Source organism: Streptomyces nidicola, assembly GCF_050106155.1.
GTDB lineage: Bacteria > Actinomycetota > Actinomycetes > Streptomycetales > Streptomycetaceae > Streptomyces.
The window spans coordinates 1,527,154-1,545,650 of sequence record NZ_JBNBPI010000001.1 but is presented as its reverse complement, the minus strand read 5'-3'; the positions used below and the strand labels follow the sequence as shown (position 1 = coordinate 1,545,650).

15 protein-coding genes and 2 pseudogenes are annotated in these 18,497 nt (G+C 69.3%); 12 read left to right on the top strand and 5 right to left on the bottom strand.

Translation table 11 applies throughout. The features are described 5' to 3' along the window. Nucleotides 1-18: 18 nt before the first annotated feature. From ACOKM3_RS07295 to ACOKM3_RS07280, 4 genes are all read right to left on the bottom strand, one after another. On the bottom strand, nt 19-405 hold the full coding sequence (locus ACOKM3_RS07295; RefSeq protein ID WP_426898124.1) for a hypothetical protein: 387 nt from the start codon (nt 403-405) through the stop codon (nt 19-21). Next, the gene (locus tag ACOKM3_RS07290) at nt 402-1,790 is read right to left on the bottom strand and encodes a hypothetical protein (protein WP_426898122.1); all 1,389 of its coding nucleotides are present in this window, start codon (nt 1,788-1,790) and stop codon (nt 402-404) included. Before ACOKM3_RS07290 ends, ACOKM3_RS07295 begins: the two co-directional genes overlap by 4 nt. Nucleotides 1,791-2,652: 862 nt before the next feature. Continuing rightward, nucleotides 2,653-3,660, bottom strand: coding sequence for a LacI family DNA-binding transcriptional regulator (locus ACOKM3_RS07285; RefSeq protein WP_426898120.1), 1,008 nt, complete (start codon nt 3,658-3,660; stop codon nt 2,653-2,655). Then, nucleotides 3,644-6,097: a glycoside hydrolase family 3 N-terminal domain-containing protein gene (locus ACOKM3_RS07280; protein ID WP_426898118.1), complete on the bottom strand. Its 2,454-nt coding sequence runs from the start codon at nt 6,095-6,097 to the stop codon at nt 3,644-3,646. The genes ACOKM3_RS07285 and ACOKM3_RS07280 overlap by 17 nt, the downstream gene beginning before the upstream one ends. 247 nt (nt 6,098-6,344) lie before the next feature. Here ACOKM3_RS07280 and ACOKM3_RS07275 point away from each other — a divergent pair, with 247 nt between their 5' ends. The 11 genes and pseudogenes from ACOKM3_RS07275 to ACOKM3_RS07225 all read left to right on the top strand — a co-directional run. Then, entirely contained in the window at nt 6,345-7,688 is a 1,344-nt protein-coding gene (locus tag ACOKM3_RS07275; RefSeq protein ID WP_426898116.1) for an extracellular solute-binding protein, read from the top strand. Further along, nucleotides 7,685-8,587 (top strand): carbohydrate ABC transporter permease, encoded by a 903-nt coding sequence (locus ACOKM3_RS07270; protein ID WP_426898114.1) that lies wholly within the window; start codon nt 7,685-7,687, stop codon nt 8,585-8,587. The genes ACOKM3_RS07275 and ACOKM3_RS07270 overlap by 4 nt, the downstream gene beginning before the upstream one ends. Nucleotide 8,588: 1 nt before the next feature. Then, entirely contained in the window at nt 8,589-9,485 is an 897-nt protein-coding gene (locus ACOKM3_RS07265) for a carbohydrate ABC transporter permease (protein ID WP_426898112.1), read from the top strand. A 163-nt stretch (nt 9,486-9,648) separates the two neighbouring features. Beyond that, the gene (locus tag ACOKM3_RS07260) at nt 9,649-10,188 is read left to right on the top strand and encodes a hypothetical protein (RefSeq protein ID WP_426898110.1); all 540 of its coding nucleotides are present in this window, start codon (nt 9,649-9,651) and stop codon (nt 10,186-10,188) included. Nucleotides 10,189-10,247: 59 nt separating this feature from the next. Then, the gene (locus ACOKM3_RS07255) at nt 10,248-10,679 is read left to right on the top strand and encodes an OsmC family protein (RefSeq protein ID WP_426898108.1); all 432 of its coding nucleotides are present in this window, start codon (nt 10,248-10,250) and stop codon (nt 10,677-10,679) included. A gap of 468 nt (nt 10,680-11,147) precedes the next feature. Further along, nucleotides 11,148-11,252 (top strand): annotated as a pseudogene (locus tag ACOKM3_RS07250) (IS5 family transposase); the annotation flags it as partial. Between the two features lie 177 nt (nt 11,253-11,429). Further along, complete coding sequence (locus ACOKM3_RS07245) at nt 11,430-11,648, top strand: hypothetical protein (RefSeq protein WP_426898106.1); 219 nt, start codon at nt 11,430-11,432, stop codon at nt 11,646-11,648. Nucleotides 11,649-11,744: 96 nt separating this feature from the next. Next, the gene (locus ACOKM3_RS07240; RefSeq protein WP_426898104.1) at nt 11,745-12,935 is read left to right on the top strand and encodes a putative T7SS-secreted protein; all 1,191 of its coding nucleotides are present in this window, start codon (nt 11,745-11,747) and stop codon (nt 12,933-12,935) included. Nucleotides 12,936-12,944: 9 nt separating this feature from the next. After that, the gene (locus tag ACOKM3_RS07235; RefSeq protein ID WP_426898102.1) at nt 12,945-13,565 is read left to right on the top strand and encodes a hypothetical protein; all 621 of its coding nucleotides are present in this window, start codon (nt 12,945-12,947) and stop codon (nt 13,563-13,565) included. Continuing rightward, on the top strand, nt 13,562-14,218 hold the full coding sequence (locus ACOKM3_RS07230) for a hypothetical protein (protein ID WP_426898100.1): 657 nt from the start codon (nt 13,562-13,564) through the stop codon (nt 14,216-14,218). The genes ACOKM3_RS07235 and ACOKM3_RS07230 overlap by 4 nt, the downstream gene beginning before the upstream one ends. Nucleotides 14,219-14,627: 409 nt before the next feature. Next, a pseudogene (locus tag ACOKM3_RS07225) lies at nt 14,628-14,705 on the top strand (putative quinol monooxygenase); the annotation flags it as partial. A 42-nt stretch (nt 14,706-14,747) separates the two neighbouring features. Here the strand turns inward: ACOKM3_RS07225 and ACOKM3_RS07220 are convergent. After that, nucleotides 14,748-17,153 (bottom strand): GH32 C-terminal domain-containing protein, encoded by a 2,406-nt coding sequence (locus ACOKM3_RS07220; RefSeq protein WP_426898098.1) that lies wholly within the window; start codon nt 17,151-17,153, stop codon nt 14,748-14,750. 252 nt (nt 17,154-17,405) lie between these two features. On the opposite strand from ACOKM3_RS07220, the gene ACOKM3_RS07215 reads away from it, so the two are divergent. Then, a complete protein-coding gene (locus ACOKM3_RS07215; protein WP_426898096.1) occupies nt 17,406-18,443 on the top strand; it encodes a LacI family DNA-binding transcriptional regulator in 1,038 nt (345 codons plus the stop codon). Nucleotides 18,444-18,497 lie beyond the last annotated feature (54 nt).

Genomic DNA, 18,497 nt, shown 5'->3' with positions numbered 1-18,497 from the left:
CGTGCGGTGCGCCCGTAGTCAGCCGATCGCGTTCTTCAGTATCTGTAGCCCTGTATCAATGAGGGTCATGACAGCGGTGATATCCGCACAGCGCCTTGCGATACGGCGCAGGGAGGTGCGGGCCTCCTCGCGCCCCTCTTCGTCGGAGAGATCCGTGGCAGCGGCCTCGTCCAGTTCGTGCACGGCCGCGTCGTACTCGGGGATGCTGTCGCGATGTTCGGTCAGCCCAGCCCGGATTCCCGCTATCACGGCGCCCCACTGCTCCTGCGTCGGAGAGCCGGCGGAACTGATGTTGGTGTTGACCGCGGTCGCATGCTCCGCACCTGCCTGGTGGGCGACGTTGGTCATCGAGCCGTAGTTCACCATCCCTGAGAAGCCAGCTTCACTGCCTTTGTTCTGCTTCATTGGTCCGTGTCTCCCTTGGTCGAGGACGGTGTGGGCGTCGGGGGTGTCGTCGTGACGTTCGTATGGGTGTTGGTAGCGGTGGCGTTCCGGGCGTTCGGCTGGAAGGCGACGTTGGTCATCTCTCCGGAATTGACGATGCCGCTGTTCTCCAGCACGTAAGTGACCTGCTTGACGAAGCCGCCCAGGTCGACGTTGTGATCCTTGAGGAATGCGTGCACGGCGAACAGGACTCGGCGCTGCATCCAGTCGATGTACCGGGCCGCGTCGTCGTACAGGAGCATGTCGTCCAGGAACCGGGACGAGTAGATCTCCCTCAGGCTCACCGGGCCTTTGCCCGGGTCGACTTCCGGTCCTCGGCTCCGCAGCGGGGTGATCGCCCGGTGCGCCAGATACGGGATGTCGCACAGGGCGTTGACGGCGGTGCGCCAGTGCCAGACCCAGCCTCCGTGTTCGACGGCACGGCCCGCCTTACGCAGGGTGGGATGGACGGGGAAGAGTACTTGCGGGCGGATGACGACCCGCAGAAAGTGGTGTTCGTAGGCGAAGGCCACATAGAGGGACGCGACGAGCTCGCCGTCCCAGGACCGGATGCGTACACACAGGAACCGGCGCGCCTTCTTGGTCTCCGTTGTGGCCCCGGCATCGTCGGCCCCCTTCTGGGCCAGGGCGAGCAGGGCCTGCCACTTCGTTTTGTCTATGCGGGGCCACCGCTCCGCCGATATGGCGGCGACATCGAAGACATCGAGACGGTTGTCCGGATGGAAGCGCGGCTTCGGCTGGAACGGGGACTTCAGTTGCTCGCTCACGTAGCTGTGGAGCTCGTCCGGAGTGAAGGGGACCACCCCCTTCCCACCATGGGGGTCGGTCCCGGTCAGGTCGGCCACACTGCGGAACGCCTGGCGAACCAGTCGTTCCTCCTCGGTCTCGTGCTCGAGCTCGTCGGCGGACAGCGAGGGCGCCACGTCGATGCCGATGGAGGAGTCCCCGGCGACAGGCCCGGCGCCGATGAAGTGATGAACGGGCTCCTGCCCGTCCCGAAGTCGCAGCGCGTACGGGACGACGAGCCCGTTGCGGAGGTCGGGTTCGGCCCGGAGGCGACCGCTGCGCCGAGGAGAGACCCACCATCGGTGGCGGAGCGGGCGGCTCTTCTCCCAGTGCCGGGTTCGTGTGCGGACGTAGCCGAACATCCGGTCCATGTAGCAGACGACCCAAGCGGCGAATACGGCCGCCAATACGGTCGCGGCCACCGGCGCTCCCTGCAGGGCGAGGGCCGCACCCACTCCGACGGGGAGGGCCAGCAGCAGGAGCCGCCGTAGATGGGTCAACAGTTCGGAGGTGGCGCAGGCCTGGACGACCGGGGTCAGATGGAACCCTTGGGACGGCACGGGCCGGGGCCGCGCTATGCGCCGTCGTACCCACCGAGCGTAGTCGTGCCCCAGAGGCACCCGCCATTGATCGTCGACCGGCCGGAGAGTACGCAGCAGGGCCCGGCGCTCGTTCCGTCGCCGCTTGCGTTCACGACGCTTGCCGGGCCGCAGAGTCAGCCACAGCAGAGAGGGGAGCGCGGGTGCGTACTTCCTATAGCCATCGGCGATGTCGCCTACGTGGTCATAGCGCGCATAGGCGGCGGCGCACAGCCAGTGGGTCACATCGGACAACTGCTGTGCTGGTGCGTCCCGTTCATCCTGAGGTACGACAGATGCGGGCTCCGGCAGGGGCGCAGGCTCCGGCTCCTTGCGCAGACTGAGCCGTTTCCAGGGCGACGGCCTCCGCGGTCCCTCCGTCTTGGGGACGCTCGCCTCGAACCCTGCGCCCAGTCCCATGCGCGAACCACCTTCCCCGTCCTGTAAGCCGAGGAGAGCAGCGTCGGGCCTACAAAGCGATTTGGGAAGAGGGCCTGTAACCAGCTTGTTCAGCCGTGCGGCATCTCGACCGCCAGGTCCATGTGCGTGATCCACGTGGCGGAGGAGGGCGGAGGCGTGTGGCGAGGAAGACTCGGTCTGCTGGTGCGAACTGAGGCCGTTGCGGACCGAGTTGCCGTTGCAGGACGGTGATCTGGTGGCGCAGGGCGAGGATCTCGAGGTTCTTGTCGCGGTCGCTCGCCGGGAGTAGCCGCAGCGTGGCGAAGGCGTTGGCCACGGTCAGACAGGTCAACCGAAGCAGTACGGTCGTTCATCATGCCGGGCTGCCAGGGCACGATGACGGCTTGAGTGGCCTGCGCGGATGGGGTTCTCGGCACGCACACGGTCAGCGCGGTGGCCCCGTGGACGACCGGACGACGAGTTCCGTGGCGAGTTCGATGTGGTGGGACTCGACGCGCTCGCCGTTCGCCAGGCGCAGCGCGGTGCGCAGCGCGATGCCGCCCATCTCGCGCAGTGGCTGGCGCACGGTGGTCAGGGGCGGTGACACCATCCGGGCCAGGAGTGTGTCGTCGAAGCCCACCACGCTCAGGTCCTCGGGGACGCGCAGGCCGCGGGAGCGGGCGGCCTCGATGATGCCGAGGGCGATCTCGTCGTTGCCCGCGAAGAACGCCGTCGGTGGTTCGTCCAGGTCGAGGAGCGCGGCGGCGCCGAGCAGGCCGGTGCGGTGGGTGAACTCGCCGTGCCGGACGTACGCGGCGGGCGTCGGGGCCTCCGCCGCCTCCAGAGCGGCGCGGTAGCCGTGCATGCGGGCCTGGTTGCACACGGCCATGGCCGGCCCGCCGAGATAGCCGACGCGGCGGTGGCCGAGGTGGAGCAGATGCTCGGTCGCGGCCAGGCCGCCGGCGAAGTTCGTCGCCCCGACGCTGTGGACCCGGTTGTGCGGCAGGTGCAGCGGGTCGAGGACGACCAGCGGAAGGCCGGCCCTGGTCAGCTCCTTGACGTGCGCGGCCGTGTACATGCTGGTGACCGCGATCAGCGCGCGCCGTCCGGCCGATACCAGGTCTCGCGCCCAGTGCGGGGCGGGCGCCGACTTGCTGATCACGACCGAGGCGCCCAGTTCGGCGGCGGCGTCGATGATGCCTTCCAGTGCCTCCGCCGAGTACGTCTTCAGGTCGTTGTTGAACTGCACCTCGATCGTCGGGTTCTCGGCGGTCTCGGTGTGCCGGAACACGGGGGCCAGGTAGTCGTGTTCGTGCAGCAGCTCCAGCACCCGGGCGCGGGTCCCCGGCGCCACGTCACTGCGGTCGTTGACCACTTTCGACACGGTCGCGACGGAGACCCCCGCCTCGCGGGCGATGGTGGCCAGGGTGGTGCGTCTAGCGTGCGGTGGCATCGGCCTCTTCCAGGGTCACATCCACCGGCGTGGTGAGGCGCCGGTCGTGGCCGACCTCCCGGGTGGGGCCCGTCAATCGTACGACAGCCAGGCAGGGCAGCTCCTGTGACGAGGCGCCGACCTGCACCTCGATCGCGCCCGGCTCGACGATCCGGGTGAGATCGCGGCCCGTGAACGCGGTCCGGTCGGCGTGCACCCGGAAGCTCACCCGTGCGCTCGCCCCGGGGGCCAGATCCACCTGTGCGAAGCCGGTCAACTGCCGTACGGGGCGGCTGACTTGGGCGACGGGGTCGCGCAGGTACAGCTGGACGACCTCGCGTCCCGGCCTGGCACCGGTGTTGCGCACCCGCGTCGACACCGTGAACTCGCCGTCGGTGGGGACCTCGTGCGCGCTCACGCGCAGGTCGCCGATCTCGAAGGTGGTGTACGACGCCCCGTACCCGAAGGGGAACAGCGGCGTCGGGTCGACGCTGCTGATGCCCTGCGTGTGCGCGCCCAGCGGCGGTTGCAAGTAAGTGCCGGGCTGGCCGCCCGGGCGGCGCGGAATCTGCACCGGCAGCCGGCCCGCCGGCTGGACGCGTCCGGACAGCACACCCGCGATCGCCGCCGCCCCCTCCTGCCCCGGCATGAAGGCCTGCACGAGGCCGGCCGCCCGCGGATGCACCTCGCCCAGGGCGTAGGGGCGGCCGGACAGGACGACCACGACCACGGGAGTCCCGGTGGCGAACAGTTCCGCGAGCAACTCGGCCTGTACGCCCGGCAGTTGCAGGTCCTCGACGTCGCAGCCCTCGCCCGACGTGCCGTTGCCGAACAGGCCCGCGCGGTCGCCCACCACCGCGATGCACAGCTCCGCCTCGCGGGCCGCGGCCGCCGCCGCGGCGAAGCCGGACCGGTCTTGCTCGCGCACGTCGCAGCCCGGCTCGAAGACGACCTCGGCGTCCGGGAGTTCGGCGCGCAGCGCCTCCACGACCGTCGGTGCCGAGATGCCGAGCGGCAGGTCGGGGTGGCGAGGCAGGACGTGGTTCGGGAAGGCGTAACAGCCCATCAACGTACGCGAGTCGGCCGCGCACGGTCCCACCACGGCGACCCGGCCCGGCGCCGCGCGCCCCGCGTCCGCGTCGACGAGCGGAAGCGCGCTGCCCGCGTCGAGGAGGACGACGGACCGCTCGGCCAACTCCCGTGCCAACTCTCGGTTTTCCGGTGAGTTCAGGTCTCTCTCCGCGGCGGCGACCGAGCCCTCGGGCGTCCAGTCGGCGTCGAGAAGGCCCAACTCGACCTTCTGGGTGAGCAGTCGGCGCACCGCCCGGTCGAGCAGGGACTCCTCGAGTTCGCCCCGCGCAACCCGTTCCTCCAGGTGCCGGCCGAAGGTGAGGGTGTCCGGCAGCTCCACGTCGATGCCCGCGCCGAGTGCCATGACGCCCGCCTCGTCGAGGTCGGCCGCGACGCCGTGCAGGCCGGCGAGGAACGCGAGTGACCCGTAGTCGGAGACGACCGTGCCGGTGAACCCCCAGTCCTCGCGCAGCAGTTGGGTCAGCAGCCACGGGTCGGCGCCGGCCGGTACGCCGTCGATGTCGGAGTAGGAGTTCATCACGGAGCGGGCGCCGCCCACCGCGATCGCGGTCTCGAACGGCGGCAGGATGACATCCAGCAGCTCGCGGCGGCCCATCGGTACGGGGCCGTGGTTGCGGGCGCCGCGGGCCGCCGAGTATCCGGCGAAGTGCTTCAGGGTGGCGACGACACCCGCGCCCTCCACCCCGCCGACGTACGCGGCGCCGAGCATCGACACCAGATAGGGGTCCTCGCCCATGGTCTCCTCGACCCGGCCCCACCGGTAGTCCCGCACCACGTCCAGGACCGGTGCGAGTCCCTGGTGCACGCCGAGCGCCCGCAGGTCCCGCCCGATCGCCCCGCCGATGCGGCGCACCAGGTCGGGGTCGAAGGCCGCCGCCCAGGCGAGCGGCGCGGGATAGACGGTGGCGCCGTACGTGTTGAACCCGGTGAGGCACTCCTCGTGGGCCAGGGCCGGGATGCCGAGCCGGCAGCCCTTGACGACGGTGTGCTGCTGCGCGACCAGGAGCGCCGCGCCCTCCTCCGCGCTCACGGGACGGCTTCCGTATACGCGCGTGAGGTGGCCGAGTCCGTCGCGCGCCGCCTCCTCGAGGGACACGTGCCCCGCATCCTTGAACAGGTCCTCCAGGGGCGCAACTTGAGGCCGTTCGCCCTCACGGTCGTTGCTGTCGGTCACGTCGCCGTCGCCGTCGTCGCCCGCGTCATGTCCCATGAAGTTGCCGAGCCAGCGGCTGCCGAGCTGTGCGACCTTCTCCGCCACCGTCATCTCGGCGAGCAGCGCGTCGACCCGCTCGGAGGCGGGCAGCGCCGGGTCCTGCCAGCGCTGCGCGGTCTGCCCCGTCGTCGCATGTGAATCAGCCGTGGACATCCGCATCCTCCTGTGTTTTTGTCCGCGGCATCTCGAAACATTTTCGAAGTCTGCTGCGGTTCCATGAGAGTCCTGCTCGTCTGACGTTATGCGGAAGTCCCTTGGCTCACAACGTTGTTGCGCATGCCTTGACAGCCCCGTGGCTGCTACCTAATTTGCAGTCACAGAGCTGAAAGTCAGCTGGATTTCGAAAAGTTTTCACAGCGGCTCATGAGTGGCCGGTGGCTCTCGAGTGCGGAGAACAGACATGGAAATCCCCAACTCACGGCGTCCCGTCTCAAGACGGAGCGTCCTCGGCGTCGCCGCCGCCGTCCCGCTCTCCGCGGCGCTCACGGCCTGCGGATCGTCAGGGCCGACCAAGGACGGTGCGAACGGCAAGGCGGGAGCCACGTACTGGTACCTGAGCGGACAGCCCGACGAGGGCGTCAGGGCCGATGCGGTGAAGGCCTTCAACAAGGCCCATCCCAAGAGCCAGATCGCAGGCACCTCGTTCCAGAACGACGCGTTCAAGACGAAGATCAAGACCGCGATCGGTGCCGGGAAGGCGCCCACCATCATCAAGAGCTGGGGCGGCGGGACGCTGCGCAGCTACGTGGAGGCGGGCCAGGTCGAGGATCTGACGCCGTGGCTCGACAAGCACCCCGAGGTCAAGGAGAAGATCTTCCCCACGGCGTTCCCCGCGGCGACCGTGAAGGGCAAGATCTACGCGATGCCCGTCGAGCGCGTGCAGCCCATCTTCCTCTACTACAACAAAAAGGTCTTCGACAAGGTCGGTGTGAAGCCGCCGCAGTCGTGGGACGACATCATGGCGCTCGTGCCCAAGTTCAACGCCGAGGGCATCGCGCCGTTCTCCCTCGGCGGGCAGTCCCGGTGGACGAACATGATGTGGCTGGAGTTCCTCTTCGACCGCATCGGCGGCCCGGAGGTGTTCCAGGCCATCTTCGACGGCGAGAAGAATGCCTGGTCCAACCCCGCGGCCATCGAGGCGCTCGGCATGGTGCAGGACCTGGTCAAAGCCAAGGGCTTCATCAAGGGCTTCTCGTCGATCACCGCGGACTCCAACGCCGACCAGGCCCTCCTGTACACCGGCAAGGCCGCGATGATGCTGCACGGCTCCTGGTCGTACGGAATCCAGAAGAACGACGGCGGTGACTTCGTCTCCAGCGGCGGCCTGGGCTACATGAACTTCCCGCCGGTCAAGGGCGGAAAGGGCGATCCGAGCAACACCGTCGGCAACCCCGGCGAGTACCTGTCCATCTCCTCGAAGGCCGGCGCCAAGGAGAAGAAGATCGCCGAGGAGTTCTTCGCCAAGGGCATGCTGCAGGACGCCGAGGTGAAGGCGTGGATCGACGGCGGCGGCGTCCCGGTCAAGCTGGGCACGGAGAAGCTGCTCGCCGCCTCCAAGGACTCCGACTTCCTGCAGTTCACCTACGACATCGCCACCAAGGCCAAGTCGTTCAGCCAGTCCTGGGACCAGGCGCTCAGCCCGACGGCGGCCGAGACGCTGCTCGACAACATCGTCAAGCTGTTCCAACTGTCCATCTCGCCGCGGCAGTTCGCCGCCAACCTCAACGAGGTCATCGGGAAATGACCTCGCTCACCGCCCGCCCGGCCCGTCGCGGTCAGCGCAGCGTCCTGCCGTGGCTGACCGTGCCGGCGCTCGTGGTCTTCGTCGGGTTCGCCGTCGTCCCGCTCGTCGGTGTCTTCGTACTGTCCTTCACCACCTGGGACGGAATCGGCGCCATCCACCCCTCGGGCCTCACCAGTTGGCGGTCGGTGCTCTCCAACCCGGGCCTTCCGCATGCGGTGTTGGTGACCTTCGGGGTCATGATCGCCTCCTGGGCGTTCCAGACCCCGGTGAGCATTCTGCTCGGCACGTTCATGGCGGGACGCCAGCGCTACCGCGCGGTCCTCGGCGTGGTGTACTTCGTCCCGCTGCTGCTCAGCTCCGCCGCGATCGCCGTCGCGTACAAGGCACTGCTGAACCCCACCTTCGGACTGGGCGCGGGCCTGGGGATCGAATGGCTCAGCAAGGACTGGCTGGGCCGGCCGGGGCTCGCGTTCGGCGTCGTCGTCTTCATCGTCTCCTGGCAGTTCGTCCCGTTCCACTCGCTGATCTACCAGGGCGGGGTGCAGCAGATCCCCAAGTCCCTCTACGAGGCGGCCCAGTTGGACGGCGCGGGACGCATCCGGCAGTTCTTCAGCATCACGCTGCCCCAGCTGAAATACACCATCATCACCTCGTCGACACTGATGGTGGTCGGCTCGCTGACCTTCTTCGACCTGATCTACGTCCTGACCGAGGGCGGGCCCGGGGACGCCACCCGCGTCCTCGCGCTCGACATGTACAAGCGGGGATTCCAGGCCAACCTGATGGGCCCGGCCAGCGCCATCGCGGTCATCCTCGTCCTGCTCGGCCTCGTCCTCGCCCTGCTGCTGCGCCGGCTCGGCGGCCGGGACGCCAGTGAGAGCCAGCTCGAGGGGGCCTGACATGACCGCCACACTGACCAAGGCACAACCGCGGAAGGACGACCACCGCGAGCGCCGACGCGGCCGCACCCGGGCGACCGCCCAGCGGCGCAACTGGGCGGGCGGCCTGGCCGGATGGTGCTGGCTCGTCGTCGTCATCATCCCCCTGTACTGGACCCTGATCACCAGCCTCAAGGACCAGAGCACCTACTACAGCGGCAACGCGCTGCTGCCGTCGGGCGACTCCACCTTCGACAACTACCGGTTGGTCATCGAATCCGACTTCCTCCACTACTTCCTCAACAGCGTCGTGGTCGCCGTCGGAGCGGTGGTGCCGGCGATCACGTTCTCCTTCATGGCCGCCTACGCGATCGTGCGCGGCTGGCGGATGCGGTTCCTGCGGATGGTGAACGGCCTCTTCCTCATGGGCCTCGCCATCCCGCTCCAGGCCACGATCATCCCGATCTACCTGATCATCATCAAGCTGCACCTCTACGACAGCCTTTTGGCACTCATCCTCCCCTCCATCGCCTTCGCCATCCCGCTCTCCGTGCTGGTGCTGTCCAACTTCATCCGCGACGTGCCCGAGGAACTCTTCGACTCGATGCGGGTCGACGGAGCCACCGAGTGGTCCACGCTGTGGCGCCTCGCGGCGCCGCTCACCCGCCCCGCCCTCATCACCGTGACCATCTACAACGCGTTGACGATCTGGAACGGATTCCTGCTGCCGCTGATCCTCACCCAGAGCCCGTCCCAGCGGACCCTGCCGCTCGCCGTGTGGACCCTCCAGGGCCAGTTCCAGGTCAACGTCCCCGCGATCCTCGCCGCGGTCATCCTCACCACCCTGCCGATCCTGATCCTGTACGCGTTCGGCCGCCGGCAGCTGCTCAGCGGGCTGACGGCCGGGATCGGCAAGTGACGTGAGCGACGTGTTGTCCACCGTGACGTCCGCGGGTGGGGGCGGCCGGGACGGTCGAGGGGGCATCCAGTGCCCCGGTCACGGTGGGCGGGTGAACGGAGTGGATCCCGCGCCCGATCGTGACGTGCCCGCTCAGCCTCAGCCCGGGGACCTGTTGCCTCTGTTGAGCGCCGACAGTGAGGCCGTCGCCTTCTTCGCGGGAGTCGCGGATCTCGACGCGACGGATCCGACGGCTCATGACCTCGAGGAAGGTGTCCGGCTCGCGTCCGGGGCGCGGCTGGAGCAGTTTGCGCGGGCCGGCTCGGGTGACGCGTTCTGTTTCGTCGGCGAGGGCGGGGAGGAACGACCCGTCGTGTACATCAGCCTCGACGGGGAGGCAGGACTCATCGCCCTCGGGCTGCCGGAGCTGGTGAGGCTGTGCCTCGTGGTCCCGTGGTGGCGGGACGCTCCTGGACGCAGCACCGAAGAGCTGTGGGCGCTCAACGGTGAGTACTTGGACGACATGCCCGACCTCGATCGGCGACAGGACCGCGCGGCCCGGGCGCTCGGCCTCGACCCGATCGCGCTCCCCAGCCAGGCGGAAGTTCTGAACCGGCTTCTCTTGGACCTCCCCCGGGAACCGGTCGCGGACAGCTGCCTCGTCGTTGATGACGAGGGCGTTCCGCTCGACCCCCTGTTCTGCGACGCTCCGCACCGCACCTGACGCCTGCACCGGTGCGGAGCGGGCGGCGGCCCGCCTGCCGGGGGACTACTGTCGGCGCCATGACGACTGACAACGCGCTGCGCAGCGTGTCCATCGAACGTTCCGGCCCGGGCCGGTTCAGCGCGACCAACGTCCGTGGGGGCACCCTGACCTTCGGCACCGGCGAGGGCACGGACTTCACCCCCGTCGAGCTCTTCCTCGCCGCGCTCGGTGGCTGCACCGCCGTCGACGTGGAGGTCGCCACGACGCGGCACACCGAGCCGGACGGGTTCGTCGTCACGGCGTCCGGGGACAAGGTCGAGGACGATGGCGGCAACCGGATGGCGGACCTCTCCGTCACCTTCCACGTCACCTTTCCCGACGGCCCGGAAGGGGACCGGGCCCGCGCGATCCTGCCGCGGGCCGTGAAGAGTTCGCACGACCGCCTGTGCACGGTGAGCCGCACCGTAGAGGCGGGCACCTCGGTCACCGCCACCGTGTCGGACGCCTGAGCGCCATTTCGTCAACGCAGCCCGCAGCAAAGCGAATTGTGTGCCGTGTCCGGCAGGTACCGCACATCGTCGCCGTCAGAGTCCCGCCGCACCGCGGAGCCGGCCCACGGCCACGCCGGGCGCGCTGGTCTCGGCGGTCGTCGTCCCTGTGGGACTCGGGAAGTCGTCGCTGCGGTTCAGGCTGCGTATCGGTACTCCTTGATGACACCGCCGAGGATGCGGGTGTGTAGGAGCCTGCGGCCTTCGTAAACAGTGATGGGACGCTGATCGTTGGTTGCGGGCCCGGTGCGGGCCCGGTGCGGGCGGTGGTCGTTGTAGTGCCGCTCGTAGGCAGTCAAGACGTGCTGGGCGCGGGCTTCGTTCAGGAGATCAGGGCGTGGTCGATGGCTTCGCGCCGGATGCTGCCGATCACTCGCTCGCAGTGGTCGTTGGTCCGGTACGGCGCGGGGCTGGATCGATGCCCGCGGCGAGCGGCACCCACATCGCTCCGAAGCCATGGTCCACCTCGCGATGATCGACCTCATGGCCCGCCGCCTCACCCACGAAGTCACCCCCAAGTGGTGCGGCATCTAACCCGCAACCAATACACACCCCAGGGCGAAACACTCAGTAAAAGGCTCGGCGCACATGTGAGACACGCGGCCGCATTTCCCTCGGGATCCCGGGGGAGCCCTCAGATACTTGTCCGCCCCAGTGATCGGTAGCATTCAGGGTCACCGTAGTGACACTGGGCCGGCATCCGTCGAGGGCATGGGTCACGAGGCCGTGCGGAGCGCATGCGGCGACTTCCGCGAGTCGTGGCAGTACGGCATCAAGCAGATGGCCAAGCTCACCGCTGCGGTCCGGGACGGTCTTGAGGCAACCGCCCAGGCCTACGGTGCGACCGATCAGGCCGTGGCGAAGGCGCTGGCGCCCTCGGGCGTGCCGGCACCGAGCGGGGGGAGCGGCGAGGCCTCGCCGTTCGGCTGAGTCCTCGAAGCCCGCCCGAGCCAACCCAGTAGCCCAGTAGTCCTGTCCGGATTTTGGCCATTTTGGCCACAAGCGAATGACTCAGGGGGAAACGGTATGTTCGCCATACCTGACGCCGCGTACCCCGCGATTGGCTTCGACCCGGCGCCGGGCACACCCGGCGCCGTGCAGGCGCTCGCGGACGACATCAACGACGCGTACGGAAGACTCAACGCGGCGCAGGATGTCCTGGCCGGGATCGTCAACGGCAGCGGCAGCTGGACGGGGGCGGCCGCAGACGCCTTCTCCGCGAAGGTGAAGGAACTGCCGCGCATGCTGTCCACAGCGACGGACAGCTTCCAGCAGGCCCAGGAGGCGCTGGTCGACTGGCAGCACCAGCTGTCGACGATGCAGCGGACCGCGCGCGACTACGAGGCCCGGGCGGAGCAGGCGCGTCAGCAGGTGCGCACCGCGCAGGCCAATACGGATCTGCAGCTGGCCGGGCAGAGCTTCGACAACGGGGCCGAGCTGGCCGAGGCACAGCAACGTCTGGACGCCGCCACGCAGCAGCTTGACCGCGCGCAGGCCGACCTGGACCGCATCATCCAGGACGCCGCACGGCTGCGGGAGCAGCACGACGCGCAGGGCGAGGAGATCGCACGACTGCTGCGCAGGGCCGCCGAGGAAGCCCCTGACAAACCGGGCTTCTTCGACAGCATCGCGGAAGGCTTCAAGCAGCTCGTCGAAGCCCACAAGATGCTCGCCAACGAGGTGGCGGACTGGGTCCACGAGCACGCCAACGCCATCTCCGCCATCGGGGACGTGCTGTCCACGGTCAGCACGACGATCGGTATCGTCGGCCTGGCCCTGGACGCGACCGGTGTCGGTGTCCCGGCCGGCGCCGTCCTGGGTGCCGTGTCCGGCGGTCTCGCGGCGGGTGCGCTGGCGACCCATGGTGTGGCTGCGCTCGGCGGGGCGGACGTGCCCGCGCGGACGTTCGCCGAGGACGCGGCCGGTGTCGTGTCACTGGGAGCGGGCAGCGCTGTGCTCAAGGGTGTGGGGATGGCGGAGCGCACGGTGGCCGCCGTGGCCGGTGGCGAGAGGTTCGTCGGGATCGGAGGCACCGCCGACTCGGTGTGGGCCGCGGTCGAGGACAGCACCGCGGTGGGCTACTTCGTCCCACGCGACGCTCGCCAGGGATTCGAGACGGCGGTTCCCGGCGGACCGCTCGCGGTCGCGTTCGAGAACGCCTGGAAGACCGGCAGTGAGAAGGACCGCGAGGCAGCGGCACAGACGGCGGAGAACTGAGGCTCGGACATGTCCCTCGCAGTACCGATCCTCGCGGTCGTCGCATTCACGGTGCTCGTCCTCGTCGCTCTGCCGATCTTCTTCTACCAAGTTCATGTCGGCTCCACCGGCGCGCGGCAAAGGCGCCAGCAGGAGATCCTGCGGTCCCTCGACGGGAGGCCGGAGGTCAAGGTCCTGGCCTCCGGCACCGGCTGGTCCATGGAGCAGACGGTGTGGGTCGCCCAGCAGCACGGATACGAGCTTTCGCACGTGGAGGGCGTGCGCGCGCAACCCCGATATCTGGTGCTGCGCTCCACGCAGGCGTTCGCACCCTTCCCGCCTCCTCCGCCGCAGGGGGCGTTTCCGCCTCCTGCGCAGGGGATGTTCCCGCCTCCTCCCGGGGCGCCCGAACTACGGCCCGCGTCCCAGGAGATGAGAAAGGCCGGCAATCCGGACGCCGTCTACGGCCTGGCCGTCATCTTCGGCCTGCCGGGCTGCGGCATGGTGGTGAAGGCCGTCACCGCCGCCCGGCACGGTGAATCCTTCACCGTGCAGGCTCTGCTCGGTGTCGCGATGCTGGCCGGGGCAATCGCCCTCATCGCTGTGGCCCGTCGCATGACACGACGAAACACCCCCGGGAGCAGACGGTGAACGTCACCTTCCAGGTGCCCCCGTTCTTCCAGGAGATCGTGCCGGGACTCGCCCCCGACCGGGCACGCACCGCAGCCGCGGCCCGGGCAGGCAGCCGTGCCGACACCCTCAGCGAGGACCAGCTCGACGGCCTCGCCGCCGAGTACGCCCGAGCGTCCGCCGCGCTGGCCGCGGCAAACGTCTTCTACGCGGCCACCTGCCTGGTCACCATCGGCGGTGATCCGTCGAGCGGCACTCTGCTGCTCGCACGGGAACCCCTGACCTATCGCGACCCAGGGACGGCGGTCGCCGGTATCGGTGAGGTGATGGCACGCCGGCACGGCACCGATGGCGCCGTCAGGCAGTGGGACCTGCCCTGCGGCCAGGCAGTCCTCGTGTTCGAGCAGAGCGCGGCGCTGCGCATCCCGGGGGAGCTGACCGCGTCGGGCGAGGACGTCCCGGTCGAGGTCGTGCAGATCCAGGCGTACGTACCGGTGCCGCACGAAGCCGTGCCTGGCGCGCAGGACATGATCGTGGCCACCTTCAGCACCCCCAGTACGGACCACTGGGAGGAGTACTGCGAGGTGATGGCGGCGCTCCTGAGGAGCCTCACCTTCGCGCCCGAGGGGGAGCCCTCCGCGTCGACGCCGGCCGGGGGAGTCCCGGTGGCGTAGGCCGGACCTGTCCGGGGGCTCAGTTCAGTGGTTCTCGGTTCCTTGCGAGGAAGTTGATGATGAGCTCCAGCCATTCCTGCGGATATTCGGTGTACGGCAGGTGCCCAGTGGGCAGCTCGGCGACCTCGGGTGGGGGCCCCGGCGGCGAGCTGCCATTGCAGGGCCGGAGAGATGAGCGGGTCCCCGGTCGTGACGATCGCAAGGGTCGACACGGTGACCCCGGCGAGATCGGTCGCGCCGCATCCGCTTCGTACAGGGTTCAGCTCCGCAGGCGCTGCGCAGAGCGCCGGAGGTGCCCGCGTACGACCTCTGCTTCTCCGCACAGGCCCTGCACTACAACCTGAGCGAGGGCCGCGTTGGGTGTCGACCGGCGGTGCAACCGCCCGCGATCGTAATCGGGTAGCAGTCGGGCCCGTTCAACGCCGCGCTCGCCCCGCTGATCGAGGAGGACGCCTCGGTGCTGACCTTCCTCGACCCGGTGACCTGACGCCGGGGGAGGCGTGGCGGGCGCGACGTCGCGGTGACGGTGTCAGGTCGTCATGCCTCCCATCTTCCAGACCTTCAAGGACGTGACGGTGCTGCCCTCGCCGAAGAGCTGGATGCCGAGGGAGTCCGTGCGCGACGGGTACGCACGGGTGGTGATTGAGCGGTGCGTGTTCGCGTACGCCTCGATGATCGAGCGGTCCACGAACACGTCGAGGCTCAGCTTGCCGTCGGCGAGGGCGAGTTGGCCCTTCTGGATGCCGAGGTCCGGTACGGCGCTGGAGACGTTGCCTGACCGGGTCCGGTCGACTCCGAACTCCTTGGCCCCGGTGTCGTAGAAGAGGCGGGTGCGTTCCTCGTCGCCGGGGCTGCGCAGTACGTCGAGGCCGAATGTGCCGGCGCTGCCCGCTTCCATCGTCAGCTTGATGTGGAGCAGGTCGCCCTTGACCGGGGCGAGGGCGGCGTTCGCGTCGGCGACGGAGGTGGCGCTGTCGATGGTGACCAGGGCCGCGCCGTCGTGGAGGTTCGCCACCTCGGCCACGGGCCCGAAGGCGAGGTCGCCGTCCGCTCGCATCGACAGGGCGATGGGCAGGCCCGCGTTGTGTGCCCATCCGGCGTCGTAGTGGCCCTGTTCGGAGCGCCGGTCCTGGGCGATGGTGAAGACCAGGGAGCGGCCCTTGTCGTCGACCGTGCCGCTGGGCCCCGTGAAGTGGTCGCCGTAGTCGAGGAGTTGGGGCTCATCCTGGTCGGGGTTCCAGGTGCGGGAGGCGGCGTCCCAGGTGCCGACCCAGTAGAAAACGTACTTGCTGCTGTACTCGCCGGGGCCGTCGGGGAAGGCCGGGTTGATGAGGAGCGCGCGGCGTTCGCGGCCTTGTGCGTCCTTGCCGATCGGCAGGAAGGTCGGCAGTTCCCACACCTGTCCCGTCTTCGGGTGTGCCGCCACGTCGCCGACCATCAGCGGGCCTCGGTACGTCCAGTCCGTGAGGTTCGTGGACGTGTAGAGCAGCGCGGTGCCGCCGACGGCGCCGCCGGAGGAGGTCTGGACGCCCGAGCCGACCAGCTGGAACCAGGTGTCGCCGTCCTTCCAGGCGAACGGGTCACGGAAGTCGCCGAAGCGGACCTTGCGGTCGGCGCCGACGTCGAGGTCGGCCTGCTGGCTGATCACGAGCGTGGGGTGCATCGTCCACTGCGCGAAGTCGGGGTCGCCCGGGTCGGTGGGGCGGGCGAGGCCGACCGCCTGGTTGGGCTTTTGGGAGTCGTTGCCGGCGGTGAAGAGGAGGGCGGGGATGCCGTCCGCGTCGAGGGTGGAGGCTCCGGACCAGACGCCGTCGGGGGACACGCTGTCGGCGGTGGGGACGAGGGCGACCGGCAGGTCCCGCCAGTGGACGAGGTCCTTGCTGACGGCGTGACCCCAGCAGATGTTGTGCCAGTACGGGCCGTGCTGGTTGTGCTGGTAGAAGAGGTGGTACTGGCCACCGACCTGGATGGGGGCGTGCGGTTCGTTCATCCAGTGGTTGGGCGCGGTGAAGTGGAAGGCCGGGCGGTAGCGGTCGCCCTCGTAGCGCGAGCGGTGCATGGTCAGGGCGGGTGCGGCCTTGGGGATCGTCCCGCCGTCGAAGGTCTTGAGGTCCGCCTGGTGGCTCGCCGCGACCTCGGCGTCGGTCAACGCGCCGCCGTGCAGCTTCAGTTCGTCGATCAGGCCGTTGAACATGTTGACCGCGAACGTGCCGTTGATGACGGCGGGTTGGTTGTGCCGGCCGACGAGCAGGGGCACGTCCGCCTTGTTCAGCCGGGCGGCCGTCGGGATCGCCGTCTGTGCGACCGGGTCACCGTTGACGTACAGCCTGATCGCGCCGTCGGCGGGGGAGAACACGGCGGCGACGTGTGCCCACGTGCCCGCGGCCAGCGCGGCCGACTTCGGCGAGGTGACCTCGTACCAGGCGTCTCCCGTGCCGATCCCGAACTGCCAGACGCCGTGCCGGCCGACGCCCAGGCAGAAGCCGCGCCGAGCGCCCTTGTCCTGCTGGTTGATGACGACGGACGGCTTGCCGTCGTCGCCCCACTCGAAGGCGCGCGGCGCGACCCAGGCCTCGACGGTCAGTCCGTCGGCGGGGAGCGTGACGGCGGAGGCGTCGCGGGCGATCCAGGTGGAGTAGCCGTCGAAGAGCAGGGCTCCGGACAGGACGCCGTTCGCCTCCTGCTTCGCCGTCCACAGCGGGGCGCTGTCCGGCTTGTAGACGGCGTCGTTGAACACGTACTTGATCGCGTCCGTGGACTGGGTGACCTTCTCGCGTGTGCTCGTCCCGGTGCCCTCGGGGAAGTCCCAGTGGGCAGTGAGGCTCGCGGCCAGTTTCCGGTCGGTTTCCGCCGAGGCGGTGGCGGTGCGGGCGAGCGGGACGAGTGCTCCGCCGGCGGCGACGGACAGGACGCGCAGGACTGTTCTTCTCTTCATGACGGCTCCAGAGTGAACGGTGATGCCAAATCGGTTTACCTGTGCGGACGGCAGGCATCGTTCGGCGAGCGGAGCTGCTAACGCAAGAGCTAACGCAGCACCGGTTACGACGACGCGGCGCAAAATCGGGACCAACTACCCAGAAGTGCGGCCTTTGTTGATGACCGATGTCCAAGGCGTTGACAGGACGTGGCGCTAGCAGCATTCTCGATCCGCACTTGCTAATCCGATTTAACGGAGGTCCGGAAGCCGATGCCCGGGAACCGCGTGACCATGGCCGATGTCGCCCGCCGTGCGGGGGTCTCCCCGACGACGGCGTCCTTCGCGCTGTCCGGCCGTACCGATATGCGGATCTCGGACGCGGCCCGGGACAAGGTCCTGGCCGCGGCGGCCGACCTCGGGTACCGGCCCAACGTCACGGCGCGCAGCCTGCGCACCAAGTCGAGTCAGACCATCGGCTTCGTGTCCGACACCATCACCACGACCCCCTTCGCGGGAGAGGTGATCCGCGGGGCCCTCGACGCGGCGCGGGAGAAGGAGAACCTGCTCTTCATCACGGAGACGGGCGGCGACCGTGCGGTGGAGTCCGGCCTGGTCAACGGCCTGCTGGACCGGCAGGTCGACGCCGTGATCTACGCGGCCATGTACACCCACTACGTCACCCCGCCGCCGGAACTGCACGGGCGGCGTGTGCTCCTGCTCAACTGCCTGGCCCCCGGCTTCGACGCACCGTCGGTGATCCCGGACGAGATCGAGGCGGGCCGCACGGCCGCACGGGTGCTGCTCGACGCCGGGCACACCCGCGACATCTGGGCCATCGGCGGCCACCAGGCGATACCCGCCTCCCCGGACGGCAACTTCGCCGGGATCGAGCGCATGCGGGGCCTCCAGGACGTGCTGCGGGACGCCGGCGCCCGCCTCGACGGCGTCGTGGAGTGCGACTGGGGAGCCGAGGACGGCTACCGGGAGGTGTCCCGACTGCTCGCCGAGGGGCGCCGCCCCCGGGCACTGGTGTGCTCCACCGACAGGGTGTCCTTCGGCGCCTACCAGGCTCTCGCCGAGGCCGGCCTGTCCGTCCCGCAGGACGTCTCGATCGTCTCCTTCGACGACCAGGACATCGCCGGCTGGCTCCGTCCCGCGCTCACCACGGTCGCCCTGCCGCACAACGAACTCGGCCGCAGGGCCATCGAGTTGATCCTCGCGGACGACCCCCTGGACGCGACCGTCCACCGCGTTCCCATGCCCCTGCGGGAGCGCGGGTCCGTCGGGCCTCCCCGCTCGGCGAACTGACCTGTGCACATCCGGTGGGGCCGGGCTGCCACCCGGCCCCACCGCAGTCCATCC